We start from the raw sequence: 14,373 nt of genomic DNA, 5'->3' as shown, positions 1-14,373 counted from the left end.
AACCAAGCTTAGGATGTCTTAGCTTGGTTATTTTTTTGGCGCTGAAAAGCGTGTTGAATTTGTCGATTTAATTTCCGATGAATGGTTGGTTCTGGTGCAAAACGTTCTTCCCAATCATCTGGTTTTAAAATTTTATGAGTGATAGGGTCAAAATGCGCCTTGCCGTCAGGGAAAACTTTGCCCATATTAGCCTCATGAACCGCGTCAAATAACGGTTTAGGGTCAACACCCATCAATACAAATGAACCATAGGTCAAATACAGCAAATCCGTCAAGGCATCCACTTGCCCAACCAAAGGCGTTTCAGGGTGTTCCTTGCTTTCTACCTTGCGTGCCGCCTTGTCAATAGCCGCGTGCAATTTGACCAGCGAATCGTTAAAGATAGCCTCATCTCCATGACTAGCCGCATAGAGAAATTCCACGATTTCTTCGACCTTGAAATCCGAACGGTGATTAGCCTCTTCATTTTCATAGACTCTTGGCATTTCGCAGGTTGTGCCATCCATGACCTTGTGGAACATTTTCACCTTGTTGAAGTTTTCGTCTTGGCTATCAAAACTTTCTTCTTGCTCTAGATGAATCAAGCCAAAGTGAGCCAAAGCTTTTGAGATACCGTCGTTATTGTTGGTTTCTGTGGTGTAATGGGCAATGTCTTTGAGAGAAGCTTCCGCATTTCCCATCGCGACACCGATACCAACACCCGATAGCATTTCCTTATCATTGTCAGAATCGCCAAAGGCCATTACCTCAGACAAATCAAAGCCAAATTGCTTGCCTAAACGCTCAATGCCGTGTATTTTTGATTGGTTGTAAGAAATCAAATCCGCTGAATAAGGGCTGCTGCGCGTTACCTTAATCTGTGGAAAACGGTTCTGAATGTTTTCCGTTTCGTCCTCGGTCGCAATCAAAACCACCTGATAAATGGGCCGGCGCATCAAGGTCAGCAAGCCATTGACATTTTGCGGTTTGAAACGACGAATGAGGTGTTTAAAACTACGCTCGACTGCTTTTGCCCATTGCTTGGGAACAACCGAACTCACCACTTGCCCAAAACGGCTAGTCCCCATGTCAATAATACGCGAGCCAACCAAGCCCGAAGCTGTCCCCAAAGAAATCTCGCGACGCTTGTCATTGGCATAACGGATAATGCGGTAAACAGTGGACACAGACAAAGGATTTTGGTAAACCACCACATCACGCGTGAAAATATACTGCCCATTATAAGTCACTGCAAAATCCAAGCCCAGATTTTCAAGGTAAGGCTGCACAAAACTTGGTCCCCGACCTGTTGCCACGCCGACAAAAATTCCTTGTTCTTTTAAATTGTTAATGGCTTTTTTTGTGGATTGTTGGACGTTTTTTCGGTCGTTTAACAGGGTGCCATCAATATCAAAAAAGACTGCTTTTATCGCCAAATCAGTTTCTCGCTCTCCATCTTTATGTTAAAATAGATTATAACACATTTTTGAAGGAAGTTTTAGAACAATGAAAAAAATCCTTGTCTTGCACACAGGCGGTACAATTTCCATGCATGCTGATCAAGCGGGTAATGTTCGACCAGATACGGATAATCCTATGAATCATATTGGTGTCAGTCTTGATAACATCGAAGTGACAGCAATTGATTTTTTTAATATCCCAAGCCCACACATCACCCCTAAACACATGCTCCAGCTTTATCAAGAAATCAAGCAAAAAGCTGCGGATTTTGACGGAGTGGTCATTACCCACGGTACAGACACCTTGGAAGAAACGGCTTATTTCCTAGATACCATGGAAATTCCTAATATTCCTATCGTTATCACAGGCGCCATGCGCTCGTCAAACGAACTAGGAAGTGACGGGGTGTACAACTACCTCAGCGCCCTTCGTGTAGCCAGCCATGACGATGCTATTGGCAAGGGGGTACTGGTCGTGATGAACGATGAAATTCACGCTGCTAAATACGTGACCAAGACACACACGACCAACGTATCAACCTTCCAAACACCTATCCACGGCCCACTTGGCATTATCATGAAACACGATATTGTATTCTTTAAAATGGCCGATACGCGTGTTCGCTTTGATTTGACTGATATTTCAGGAACTGTGCCAATTGTCAAGGCCTATGCAGGGATGGGGGGAGATGGTATCATCAGTTTCCTTAACCCTGACAATGTTTGTGGAGTCGTGATTGAAGCCTTGGGAGCTGGTAATGTGCCACCACGCGCTGCCCAAGAAATCGTGCACCTCATCGAGCAAGATGTCCCAGTTGTCTTGGTATCACGTTGTTTCAATGGGATTGCGGAGCCTGTTTATGCCTACGAAGGCGGTGGCGTCCAACTCGCCCAAGCAGGGGTTATGTTTGTCAAGGAATTAAACGCTCAAAAAGCGCGCTTAAAACTCCTTATCGCTCTAAACGCTGGTTTGAAAGGGCAAGCCCTCAAAGACTACATTGAAGGTTAGGCCGCTTATCTTTTCAAAAAGACACTCAAAAAAGCTCAGCTTAAATCAAGCTGAGCTTTTTGCCATTCCATGGGCTTTGGTGTCTTATCATGGGTGTTGTTTTTCCGCTGCCCTTGTCATGTCAAAAAGGAGAGGTCAGCAACTCACCGACCGTAAGCAGGTCTAGGATGAATGGTTTTAGCAAAATATTTGTGATAAGTGACTCTTACTGTCATAAGCCTTCCCCCTCACTTCATTTGATGGTTTTATTATAAGGGAAAAAACTTAAGCATGGCTTGCAAAAAACTTGCACAAAGCTTAATCAAAGGTGTCCTTGTCTTTGAGATGGTCGGAAATCACCTGCCACCTAGCGTCTTTTTGCCAATTATCTTCCGCCACAATCTGGCTTGCCACCCGTCTGGCTTCCTCTAAAATGGGATAATCTTCCACGATATCCGCCACTTGAAATTCGGGAATACCTGATTGGCGAGTGCCAAAGATTTCACCTGAACCGCGCATTTTGAGGTCAGCTTCTGCTAATACAAAACCGTCCGTGGTTTCTGTCATGATTGTCATGCGCTCTTTTCCTGTGTCTGTTTTGGGATTGGCCACTAAGATGGCATAAGATTGCTTATCCCCACGGCCCACTCGTCCGCGTAGCTGGTGCAATTGGCTAAGCCCAAAACGGTCAGCATCCATAATCAACATGATAGTTGCATTGGGCACATTGACACCAACTTCAATGACGGTGGTTGACACCAAAATCTGACTTTTTTGCTGCTTGAAGTCTTGCATGATAGCATCCTTTTCTTCGTTTTTCATGCGACCATGCATGAGGGCAACTGTCGCAGTTCCTGCGAAATATTGGGACAATTCGTCGTGCAAAGCGACTGCATTTTTCAAATCCAAGGCCTCAGATTCTTCAATGAGAGGTGATACCACATAGGCTTGGGCACCTTTGGCTAACTCCTTTTTCATCCAATCCAAGACAGTAGGCAATTGCTCATGCTTGACCCAACGTGTGATAATAGGCTTTCGCCCCGCAGGCAATTCATCAATAATGGAAACGTCCATTTCCCCAAAAGCCGTAATAGCCAGCGTTCTGGGAATAGGCGTCGCGGTCATCATCAAAACGTCAGGGTTATTGCCTTTTTCACGGAAAATACGACGCTGATTGACACCAAAGCGGTGCTGCTCATCTGTAATAACCAAACCCAAGCGGTGATAGGTCACTGCGTCTTGAATCAAGGCGTGTGTTCCCACGACCATATCAATCGAGCCATCCGCCAACGCCGCGAGGGCTGTTTTTTTCGCAGCCGCCTTCATGCCTGACGTTAAAATCGCGATCGATAAGTCTGGAAACAATTGACGCAAACTTTCAAAATGTTGTTCCGCTAAAATTTCCGTGGGCACCATCAAGGCTGACTGAAAACCTGCGGTGTAGGCGGCATACATGGCAAGACTAGCCACAACAGTCTTTCCTGACCCCACGTCCCCTTGCAAAAGGCGATTCATGTGAGCACCTGAACGCATATCGGCTAAAATGGCCTCCAAACTGCGTTTTTGCCCACCTGTCAAGGCAAATGGCAGAGTAGCAATCTTTTCAGCCACTTTTTGAGCATCATAGGCAATCACCTGACCGTTGCTTTCTGCCTTATTATCCGCCTTTAGAACCTGCAAATTCATCTGAAAATAAAACAGTTCCTCAAACTTGATGCGGCGCAGGGCCTGTTTGTATTCGGCGATGTCTTTTGGAAAATGCATGGCAGCGGTGGCTTGAGCACGTCCTAACAGACGGTATTTGTCCAGAAGGACTTGGGGGAGATTTTCAGGTAACCAATTCAAAGCCCCCATATCAAAGGCTGACTGGATAGCCTTGACCAGTGTTTTTTGTGAAATGCCTTGAGCCACGCGGTAAACAGGTTGCATATCATCTGTGACCTGAGCCAAAATTTTCATTCCAGTCACCGTTGCTTTCAGGGCATCCCATTTTCCAAAAATAGCAATATCACTGCCCAAGGTCACCTTATCCGCTAAATAAGGTTGATTGAAAAAAGAAACAGCAACAACTGCTTCGCCCTGCCGAATTTTAAAGGACAGGCGATTACGTTTATATCCATAATACTGCACGTTCGCTGGTGTCACAACTGTTCCGACGATAACCGAACGCTCCCCGTCAACCAACTCAGAAATGCGTTTGCTTTTAAAATCCTCATAACGAAAAGGGTAGTAGAGCAACAAGTCCTCAATCGTATAAATACCTAATTGCTGGCATTTTTCGGCTGTTTTGGCACCGATACCTTTTATTTCCACAATGGGTGATTGTAAGTTCATAAAACCTCACTTTGCTGCTTAATAGCAAAAAGAGATTCTAAATCGCTGCTTTTTCGTCACAGCGAAGTAGAATCCAATTTATTTTGAATACACACGAGGCACACGGTCACTTAATAGACAAAGCACTTCATAATTGATGGTGCCACGTTTTTGGGCTAAATCCGTCGCAGTGATAACTTGGTCGCCGTCTTGTCCAATCAAAGTCACCTTGGTACCAATTGGAAGTTTTTCTGGCAAGCGAATAGTGATTTGGTCCATTGACACACGCCCAACGATTTCACACCATTCCCCATTGACCAACACATAAAAGCCTTGCAAATCACGGGTCCAGCCATCTGCATAACCAATCGGAACCGTCGCAATGTATTCATCCCCTTGAGCCACGTAAGTAGCCCCATAACCAACAGAATCACCAGCTGAAATTTGCTTCACATGTACCAAAGAAGATTCCAAGCTGAGAGCAGGTTTGATCGGATAAGGCAAGGCTAATTCCGTACCGCTTGGGTTAAGGCCGTACATCACAATGCCTAAACGCACCATGTTAAAAATAGTTTCGCTATGCCACAGACTCGTTGCCGAATTGCTGGCGTGAACAAGGGCTGGCGTTTCGCTCAAATGCGTAATCAAGTCTGTGAAAAAGGCTAGCTGTTGATTGAATTTAGTGTCGTCAGCTTCATCAGCCGTTGCAAAATGCGTGAAAATTCCTGCCACATGAGCGCCAGCTTTTTTCAAATCCGCCAACAAATGCTCTGCCTCATCCAGACTTCTCACACCAATCCGACCCATGCCAGAATCGACTTTCAAATGAACATCCAAGTCCGCCAAAGAAATGCCTTGCGCCAAGGCCATGTCCAACCATTCCTGACTAGCCACCGTCAAGGTCAAATGATGCTCGCGCGCTATTTCCACTTCTTCTGGCATAATAACTCCCAGAATCAAAATGGTCTTGTCAATGCCAGCTTCACGCAACTCCAGCGCTTCATCAATATTGGACACGCAAAAGCCATCCACCAAATGCGAAATCGCCTGCGCCACTTGCTTAGACCCATGCCCATAAGCATTAGCCTTTACCACCGCAAAAGTCTGCTTCCCTTGAGGGATATTAGCTTGCACACTTTCAATATTTTGGCAAATCGCTTCTAAATCAATTAATGCCTTAGTCGGTCTATGTAAACTCGAAATCATGTCATTCCTCCAAAGATAATCATTTATGAGAAGTCGTCTAATGTGTGATTTTTAATCCTTTCAACCAGAATCATCCTCTAAGATAACACTGGCTTGGGCATAATCTCCCGAGTGAGAGATGGAAATAAAAGTCCTTCCCGAAAAAGGAGAGCGGGTAATCACCGGCGCTCCTTGGGAATTATTTAAAATTTCGATATCCTGAAATCGCAGTTTTCCAATGCCCGTTCCCATTGCCTTAGCAAAGGCTTCCTTTCCAGCCCAACGCCCTGCCAAAAAGGCCATTTGGCGTTTTAAGTTGGTATGTTCTGAAAAGCGCCTAAACTCCGCTTCTGTTAAAATGCGTTGAGCAAATTTGGGGTTCTTCTCATAAGCTTGTTGAATTGCGGAAATGTCTTGTAAATCAATACCATGCCCAATAATCATGTGACTCCCTTACCTCAGCTTATCCGCACCTGCTAACTCTCCTCAAAACTAAGGAGCTGAGAGAAATTCCCAGCTCCATTATATGTTAGTGATTAGAAGAGCAAGTCCTCATAGGAATCATGTCGCAATGTTTCATGAATTTCACGGATTAATTGTTCAGTTTTATCCCAGCCCAAACATGGGTCAGTGATGGATTTTCCAAAGACTTCTGGCGTGTCTTGACGACCGTCCTCAAGGTAAGACTCAATCATGAATCCACGCACATAAGCTTTGATTTTCTCATTCCAATCTCGATTGATTAGGGTTTGACGAACAATACGCACTTGTTCTAGGTAATTTTTCCCTGAATTGTCGTGGTTGGTGTCAATCACGATAAATGGATTTTGAAGTCCCATTTTTTCGTACAAGCTGATCGCTTTGAGCAAATCATCGTAGTAATAATTTGGCTCATTTTCACCGTGTTCGTTGGTTGCCCCGCGCAAGATAGCATGAGCTAACGGATTGCCGTCCGTTTCCACTTCAGCATTTTGGTAAATGAAATTTTGCACATTTTGCGCGGCATAAATACCATTAAACATAACCTGTAAGTTACCAGACGTTGGGTTTTTCATACCTGTCGCCGCATCAATTCCTGATGCTACAAAGCGGTGTTCTTGGTCTTCAACCGAACGCGCCCCAATAGCGTGGTAAGAAACCAAATCATCTACTAGCGGTAAATTAGCAGGGTAAAGCATTTCATCAGCCGTAGTCAAACCTGTTTCAGTAATCACGCGATAATGCAAGTGACGAACGGCTGCCACTCCATTAATCAAATCAGGTAATTTTGAGGTATCTGGCTGGTGCATCAAGCCCTTATAGCCGTCACCATTAGTACGTGGCTTAGCGGTATAAACACGCATCACAATAAAGATGCTATCTTTAACTTCTTCTTGCAATTTTGCCAGGCGGCGAGCGTATTCCAAAACAGCCTCTTCATTATCTGACGAACAAGGACCAATCACAAGAAGCAGGCGCTCATCTTCACCTCTGATGATACGAGCCAATTCCTCGTCACGCGCCTCTTTCTTTGCAAGAAAGTCTCCTTCTAATTTTGAGATGGCCTTAACTTTTGCAATGTCAAGCGTTGCACTTTTTTGATGTATTCCCATAATTATTCTCCTAATGTGCCGTAAATTTCACGGATTAATTGTTCCGTGTTGTCCCAACCAAGACAAGGGTCGGTGATTGATTTTCCGAAGATTTCTGGCGTATCTTGACGACCATCTTCAAGATAAGATTCAATCATGAAACCACGCACGTATTGCTTAATTTTAGCATTCCAATCACGATTGATTAGGGTTTGACGGACAATACGCACTTGTTCCAAATATTGCTTACCTGAGTTGTCATGGTTTGTGTCAATCACGATGAATGGGTTTTTAAGCCCTAATTTTTCATAGTGTTCGATGGTTTCAAGAACATTGTCATAGTAATAATTTGGGACGTTTTTACCGTATTCGTTGGTTGCTCCTCGAAGAATAGCGTGTGCCATGGCATTTCCTGACGTTTCCACTTCTTCACCGTTGAATAGGAAAGATTGTTTGTTTTGAGCAGCGTAGATACCGTTGAACATAACGTTCAAATTACCAGATGTTGGGTTTTTCATTCCTGTTGGAACATCGATACCAGATGCTACAAAACGGTGTTGTTGGTCTTCAACAGAGCGTGCTCCAATCGCGATATAAGACACCAAGTCATCCACCAATGGAAGGTTTTCAGGATAAAGCATTTCATCAGCAGTTGTCAAGCCTGTTTCTGAAATCACGCGGTAGTGCAAGTTACGTACCGCTTTGATACCGTTAATCAAGCTTGGTGATTCTGATGTATCAGGTTGGTGCATCAAGCCTTTATAGCCATCCCCATTGGTACGTGGTTTGGCAGTATAGACACGCATCACCATAAAGACGCGGTCTTTCACTTCTTCTTGAAGTTTTGCCAAACGATGAGCGTATTCGAGAACAGCCTCTTCGTTATCTGATGAGCAAGGACCGATGACCAAAAGAACACTGTCATCTTCGCCTTTCATGATCGCTTCTAATTCGTGGTCACGCGCTTCTTTTCTCGCCAAAGCCTCACCAGTTAAGGCAGATTCTTCCTTTAGCGCATCGAAATCGATTTTTTTACTTGTTGCTTTAAATGACATGAATCATCCCCCTTAGTGTCGAAAAGTTTAGATTTTTTCTATTATATCACTTTTGGCTCTGTTTTCAATCAACTTTTCTGAATTTTCAGTAGACAGTCTAAAATTGTTTGCGACCGTGACAGTTTTTGAATTTCTTACCTGAACCACATGGGCAAGGATCGTTACGTTTAACGTGAGAGAAATCAATATCTTGTGTCGCTTGGTTTGGTGTTTGCGCCGCAATATTCTTTTCAGCCATTGTTGTGGCGTTTTGTGACACACGTTCACGTTCTTGTTGGTGAATTTGTGCTTTCATCATGGTTCTTGTTACATCAAATTCAATCGCACCAATCATAGCTTGGAACATACGGAAACCTTCAGATTGATATTCCACCACAGGGTTATTTTGGGCATAACCACGCAAACCAACAGATTGACGCAATTGATCCAAAGCATCAATATGGTCTGTCCATTTATTGTCAACAACCATCAAAATAAGCACTTTTTGGAATTCTTTGACGGCATCAGGTGTTTTCAATTTAGCCATTTGCGCATCGTAAACGACCATCGCACGGTTAAAAAGTTCTTCTTTGATCTCATCAAAGCTCAAGTTTTCCAAATCAGATTGTTGGATAGATTGCTCATCAACTAGGTTGTTCTTAGCAAAATTCAAAATAGCGGCAAGTGCTTCGTCACGATCTGAATGGCTGTGTGCCTCAACAGTACGTTTGATGGTGCGTTTAATCATCGCTTTGATTTCAGGACCTAAATCACGGTCAGCTGTAATCACGTCACGACGTTCTGCATAAATGATTTCACGTTGTTCACGCATAACATCATCGTATTGCAAGACTTGTTTACGTGTATCGTAGTTGTTCCCTTCAACACGTTTTTGGGCAGATTCCACTTGACGTGTCAACATACGCGAACGAATAACCGCATCTTCTTCATCAAGATTCATACGGTCAAGGAAGGCCTTAATACGGTCTGAACCGAAACGACGCATCAAATCATCTTCAAGTGACAAGTAAAATTGTGATTCACCTGGATCACCTTGACGTCCTGAACGTCCACGAAGCTGGTTATCAATACGACGGCTTTCATGACGTTCTGTTCCGATAACGCACAAACCACCCAATTCACGCACACCTTCACCAAGTTTAATATCGGTACCACGACCAGCCATGTTGGTTGCGATAGTGACTGCACCACGTTGACCAGCGTTCATGATGATTTGAGCTTCTTTAAAGTGGTTTTTCGCATTCAAAACTTCGTGTGGAATGCCTGCATCCACCAAGCGTTTTGAAATAATATCAGATGTTTCAACAGCAACTGTACCAACAAGAACAGGTTGTCCTTTAGCATGACGTGCCTTAACATCTTCAACCACTGCTTTGAACTTAGATTCCAAAGTTGGGTACAAGAGGTCTGGATGGTCAATACGAGCAACTGGTTTGTTCGTTGGTATCGGAATGATACGCATGTTGTACACTTCACGGAACTCTTCTTCTTCCGTTTTAGCGGTACCAGTCATTCCTGCCAATTTCTTATACATACGGAACATATTTTGATAAGTAATTGAGGCACTTGTTTTTGATTCTTCTTGAATGCGGACGCCTTCTTTAGCTTCGATGGCTTGGTGCAATCCATCAGAGAAACGACGACCTTCCATCGTACGACCTGTAAATTGGTCAACGATTAGAATTTCACCTTCTTGGCTAACCACATAGTCAATATCCAAAATCATGATGTAGTTAGCGCGAAGAGCATTGTCGATATAGTGCGTCAAGGCAACATTTTCCAAATCGTAAAGATTGTCTAAGTGGAAGTATTCTTCTGCCTTGTCAATCCCGTAATCCGTCAAGCTAATGGTCTTAGTTGGCACATCGACGATGTAGTCTGTGCTTGTCAAAGTTTTAACAAAACGGTCCGCACGAATGTACAACTGACTCGTTTCTGAGCTAACTTGACCAGACACAATCAATGGTGTTCTAGCTTCGTCAATCAATACTGAGTCCACCTCGTCAATCAAGGCGAAGTTTAGCGGACGTTGTACCATGTCTTCCTGACGAACAACCATATTATCACGCAAGTAGTCAAAACCAACTTCTGAGTTGGTTGAATAAGTGATGTCACAGTTGTAAGCTTCACGTTTTTCAGATGATGATTTCGCTGACAAGTTGATACCAACAGAGAGTCCTAGCCAGCTGTACACTTCACCCATTTCTGTCGCGTCACGCGTTGATAGGTATTCGTTAACCGTAATAACGTGCACCCCTTCGCCAGAAATGGCGTTAAGGTAAACTGGCATAGTCGCTGTCAAGGTTTTCCCTTCACCAGTACGCATTTCAGGAACATCACCATTGTGCATCACGATACCACCCATAATTTGCACACGGTAAGGGAACAAGCCCAATACACGTTTGGCTGCTTCACGCACAACCGCGAAAGCTTCTGGCAACATCTGGTCGAGGGTTTCGCCGTCCTTGTAACGTTGTTTAAATTCAGGAGTCTTTGCTTTCAATTCGTCGTCTGACAAAGCTGCCATAGCGTCAGCATAAGACTCAACCTTTTTTGCTATTCTTTCTAATTTTCTTATTTCACCTTTATCGTTTTCGATAACAGTCCGTAGAATATTTGCCATTCCAATTCCTTTCGATAAACTTGTCAGCCCATTCTATCATAAAAACCCTTTAAATTCAAGAATTCAGCGTACTAGCATCTGCTCAATTGAGGGTGTTAGAAGCGTTTTTCAAACGCGCAAAAAGACTGAGGTAACGGCCCTCAGTCCTAACATTCTTATAAGAAATTAACGTTCTGATACTTTCTTAGCCAAAGCAAAATTACCTAGGGTTGCTGAGCCATTTTCGGCTACACCTGGTGTAACAATGTACTCTGCAACATCTGGAACAGGAACATAGCCATTTAACAGGGCGCTAAATTTATTACGAACGCGATGCAGCATATGCTCTTGTGCCATAACACCACCACCAAACACAATGACTTGTGGGCGATAAAGTAAAGTTGCTTGAACAGCCGCTTGGGCGATGTAGTAAGCTTGGACATCCCAAACTTCAGAATTGAGCTCAATCAATTCACCGCGAATACCTGTACGCCCTTCAAGCGAAGGACCTGCTGCCATACCTTCCAAACAGCCCTTGTGGAAAGGACAAGAACCTGTGTAGTCATTAGTAACATCTTGTGGGTGTGGCGCCACATAAACGTGACCCGCTTCGGTGTGTCCGATCCCACCAACAAATTCACCATTTTGGATAGCACCCGCTCCAATTCCTGTACCGATAGTGTAGTAAACAAGGCTCTTAACCCCTTTACGAACAAGGGTTTCACCATATGCAGAACTGTTAACATCGGTTGTAAAGTAAAAAGGTACTCTAAAATGTTTTGAAATCAATCCAACCAAGTCCACATTTGCCCAATGAGGTTTTGGCGTAGTCGTAATATAGCCATAGGTTTCTGAATTTTCATCCACATCAATCGGACCAAAAGACCCAATAGCGACACCTGCTAAGTCTTCCTCAAAGCGCTTGAAAAAGGCAACCACTTTGTCAATGGTTTCATAAGGTGTAGTCGTTGGAAATTGCGCCTTTTCCACTACTTGAAATTGCTCATCACCGACAGCACAAACAAATTTCGTCCCGCCAGCTTCTACGCTACCGTATAATTTTGTCATGTTTTTTACCTCAATATATTATATTTTTTCGATTTGTCAGTGAAAGAGTGGTGACAATCACCTCTCTACTGAATCGTTTTTATTTAACGTCTAGCAAGTTATCCCCTTCACGGACGCTACCATCAGCGACTGGTGTTACTTCAGAGTAGTCAGCTGTATTTGTGATGATAATCATAGTCGTATCATCAAGTCCCGCGTCAGCGATTGCTTTGCTATCAAATGTTCCAAGAACATCGCCTTTTTTCACTTTTTGGTTAGCTGATACTTTTTGAGTAAAGCCTTTACCTTCCATTGACACGGTGTCAATACCAATGTGAATCAAAACTTCTGCTCCGTCGTCAGATTTAAGGCCGTAAGCATGACCTGTTTCAAAGGCAATTTGAACCGTACCATCAACTGGTGAGTAAACTGTGTCACCACTTGGTTTAACAGCAATCCCTTGACCCATTGCCCCAGATGAGAATACAGGGTCGTTAACAGATGCCAAGGCAACTGTTTCACCAGCTAATGGGCTAACAATTGTTTCTGCTACTGCTTGAGTGGTAGGAGCTTGACTTGGTGCTGCAGTTGTTGTTTCTGCTTGTTTAGCAGATTCTTGAGCCGCTTGTTCTGCAACTGCTTCTGCTTCGAAAAGACCTGCTTCTCTTGTTTTACCGTAGATGTAAGTCAAAGCAAAGGCAATGGCGAAGCTGATAAGTTCACAAAGAATGTAGAATGGAATAGATGTTGCTTTGATTGAAAGGAATCCAAGGAAACCTGCTGAACCAAGTGATACGGCAACAACTTTAAGCAATCCTGCTACTGCAGCTGCTACCCCTGAACCAATCAAGGCACAGAAGAATGGGAAACGGTATTTCAAGTTAACCCCGAACAAAGCAGGTTCGGTAATACCTAGAAGGGCTGATACCCCTGCAGATGAAGCAAGACCTTTTGTTTTAGAATTTTTCGTTAAGAACCAGATGGCAAATGTCGCCGCACCTTGGGCAACGTTGGCCATAGAAGATACTACGAAGATGAAATCTCCGTATCCAATACCTTCACGCCAAGCTGAAAGCAATTGTGTTTCGATAGCTGGGAAGGATTGGTGCAGACCTGTCATAACAATCAATGAATAAGTACCACCAAAGATACCCATACCAATGAATCCAGTTGTGTTATACAACCATACAATCCCATCTGTGATTGCATTTGACAACATCAACATCACTGGACCAATGACTGTGAAGGTTACAAAACCTGTAATCATCACAGACAAGAGTGGTGTGAAGGTAAAGTCAACTGATGATGGCAAACGTTTGTGGAAGAATTTTTCTAAGACTGAAAGCAACCAAACTGCTGCCAAAACTGGAATAACTTGGTAAGCGTAGTTGGTTTGTGCTACATGGTAACCAAAGACATTCCAATATTCGCTAGCCCCACCAAGGTCTGGTGTGGTCATAATCATACCAATGGCAGCCCCTAGGAATTGGTTAGCACCAAAGCGTTTCGCAGCTGAGATTCCGACCAAGATAGGCAAGAACATAAATGGTGCAGCTGACATCAATTGAATCATTGCTGAGATACCCTCAATAGCAGGGTACATCTCTTCAAGTGATTTTGGTCCAAATAAGTCTGGTGAGGTTAAGAAGTTGCGCAATGCCATCAACAAACCACCTGCAACCAGGGCAGGAATAATTGGAACAAAAATGTCTGACAACAACTTAATCAAAGCCATGATTGGGTTAAATCGCCCATTGTTGTTAGCAATTTGTTTTAAATCATCTGTAGAAACTTCTGACAAACCTGTCTTTTTAATCAATTCGTCATACACGAAGTTGACATCCCCAGCACCGATGATAACTTGGTACTGACCGTCAATTTTGAAAGTTCCTTTAACATCTGGATTTTCATCCAATGCTTTTTGATCGACTTTGCTATCGTCTTTCAATACAAGACGAAGACGAGTCGCACAGTGGGCAGCTGCAACAAGATTATCTTTTCCGACCGCTGCAATAACGTCAGAAGCTACTTTTCCATAATCCATTACATTAACTCCTTTTGTCTATTTATTAAGTGTGTGAAAGCGTTTCACTTGTTTACGTTTACATTCTACCACATCTGTCAAAAATATGTCAAGCGTTTGATATATTTTTTTATTTTTTGCCAAAAACAA

Annotated in this window: 10 protein-coding genes; 1 reads left to right on the top strand and 9 read right to left on the bottom strand. The window is 43.4% G+C overall.

Going from position 1 to position 14,373, the window contains the following annotated elements; all coding sequences use genetic code 11:
- Positions 1-8: 8 nt before the first annotated feature.
- Positions 9-1,415, bottom strand: a complete 1,407-nt coding sequence (locus tag HFK82_RS00230; RefSeq protein ID WP_168260378.1) for a Cof-type HAD-IIB family hydrolase — start codon at positions 1,413-1,415, stop codon at positions 9-11.
- 70 nt (positions 1,416-1,485) lie between these two features.
- Here HFK82_RS00230 and HFK82_RS00225 point away from each other — a divergent pair, with 70 nt between their 5' ends.
- Complete coding sequence (locus HFK82_RS00225) at positions 1,486-2,448, top strand: asparaginase (protein ID WP_154455176.1); 963 nt, start codon at positions 1,486-1,488, stop codon at positions 2,446-2,448.
- Positions 2,449-2,745: 297 nt separating this feature from the next.
- Here the strand turns inward: HFK82_RS00225 and recG are convergent, their stop codons facing one another.
- The 8 genes from recG to HFK82_RS00185 all read right to left on the bottom strand — a co-directional run bounded on the left by recG (position 2,746) and on the right by HFK82_RS00185 (position 14,244).
- A complete protein-coding gene (gene recG / locus HFK82_RS00220; protein WP_168260377.1) occupies positions 2,746-4,761 on the bottom strand; it encodes an ATP-dependent DNA helicase RecG in 2,016 nt (671 codons plus the stop codon).
- 78 nt (positions 4,762-4,839) lie between these two features.
- Positions 4,840-5,946, bottom strand: coding sequence for an alanine racemase (alr, locus tag HFK82_RS00215; RefSeq protein WP_154455178.1), 1,107 nt, complete (start codon positions 5,944-5,946; stop codon positions 4,840-4,842).
- Between the two features lie 60 nt (positions 5,947-6,006).
- The gene (acpS, locus tag HFK82_RS00210; RefSeq protein ID WP_154455179.1) at positions 6,007-6,369 is read right to left on the bottom strand and encodes a holo-ACP synthase; all 363 of its coding nucleotides are present in this window, start codon (positions 6,367-6,369) and stop codon (positions 6,007-6,009) included.
- 92 nt (positions 6,370-6,461) lie between these two features.
- Positions 6,462-7,517 (bottom strand): 3-deoxy-7-phosphoheptulonate synthase, encoded by a 1,056-nt coding sequence (locus HFK82_RS00205; RefSeq protein WP_154455180.1) that lies wholly within the window; start codon positions 7,515-7,517, stop codon positions 6,462-6,464.
- A gap of 2 nt (positions 7,518-7,519) precedes the next feature.
- The gene (locus tag HFK82_RS00200) at positions 7,520-8,551 is read right to left on the bottom strand and encodes a 3-deoxy-7-phosphoheptulonate synthase (RefSeq protein ID WP_168260376.1); all 1,032 of its coding nucleotides are present in this window, start codon (positions 8,549-8,551) and stop codon (positions 7,520-7,522) included.
- 97 nt (positions 8,552-8,648) lie between these two features.
- Entirely contained in the window at positions 8,649-11,174 is a 2,526-nt protein-coding gene (gene secA, locus HFK82_RS00195) for a preprotein translocase subunit SecA (RefSeq protein ID WP_168260375.1), read from the bottom strand.
- A 165-nt stretch (positions 11,175-11,339) separates the two neighbouring features.
- Positions 11,340-12,221, bottom strand: a complete 882-nt coding sequence (gene scrK / locus HFK82_RS00190; protein WP_168260374.1) for a fructokinase ScrK — start codon at positions 12,219-12,221, stop codon at positions 11,340-11,342.
- Positions 12,222-12,300: 79 nt separating this feature from the next.
- Positions 12,301-14,244 carry a sucrose-specific PTS transporter subunit IIBC gene (locus HFK82_RS00185; protein ID WP_168260373.1) on the bottom strand — a complete coding sequence of 648 codons (1,944 nt, stop codon included), beginning with the start codon at positions 14,242-14,244 and terminating at the stop codon, positions 12,301-12,303.
- Between the last annotated feature and the right edge of the window lie 129 nt (positions 14,245-14,373).

The organism is Streptococcus alactolyticus, assembly GCF_012277075.1.
In the GTDB taxonomy this organism is placed as follows: Bacteria; Bacillota; Bacilli; order Lactobacillales; family Streptococcaceae; genus Streptococcus; species Streptococcus alactolyticus.
This window is presented reverse-complemented; position numbering and strand designations above follow the sequence as displayed.

Excerpts from the sequence above, each read along its gene's own strand:
- recG (WP_168260377.1), bottom strand. The coding sequence starts at position 4,761 with ATGAACTTACAATCACCCATTGTGGAAATAAAAGGTATCGGTGCCAAA.
- acpS (WP_154455179.1), bottom strand. The coding sequence starts at position 6,369 with ATGATTATTGGGCATGGTATTGATTTACAAGACATTTCCGCAATTCAA.
- scrK (WP_168260374.1), bottom strand. The coding sequence starts at position 12,221 with ATGACAAAATTATACGGTAGCGTAGAAGCTGGCGGGACGAAATTTGTT.
- secA (WP_168260375.1), bottom strand. The coding sequence starts at position 11,174 with ATGGCAAATATTCTACGGACTGTTATCGAAAACGATAAAGGTGAAATA.
- HFK82_RS00185 (WP_168260373.1), bottom strand. The coding sequence starts at position 14,244 with ATGGATTATGGAAAAGTAGCTTCTGACGTTATTGCAGCGGTCGGAAAA.
- alr (WP_154455178.1), bottom strand. The coding sequence starts at position 5,946 with ATGATTTCGAGTTTACATAGACCGACTAAGGCATTAATTGATTTAGAA.
- HFK82_RS00200 (WP_168260376.1), bottom strand. The coding sequence starts at position 8,551 with ATGTCATTTAAAGCAACAAGTAAAAAAATCGATTTCGATGCGCTAAAG.
- HFK82_RS00225 (WP_154455176.1), top strand. The coding sequence starts at position 1,486 with ATGAAAAAAATCCTTGTCTTGCACACAGGCGGTACAATTTCCATGCAT.
- HFK82_RS00205 (WP_154455180.1), bottom strand. The coding sequence starts at position 7,517 with ATGGGAATACATCAAAAAAGTGCAACGCTTGACATTGCAAAAGTTAAG.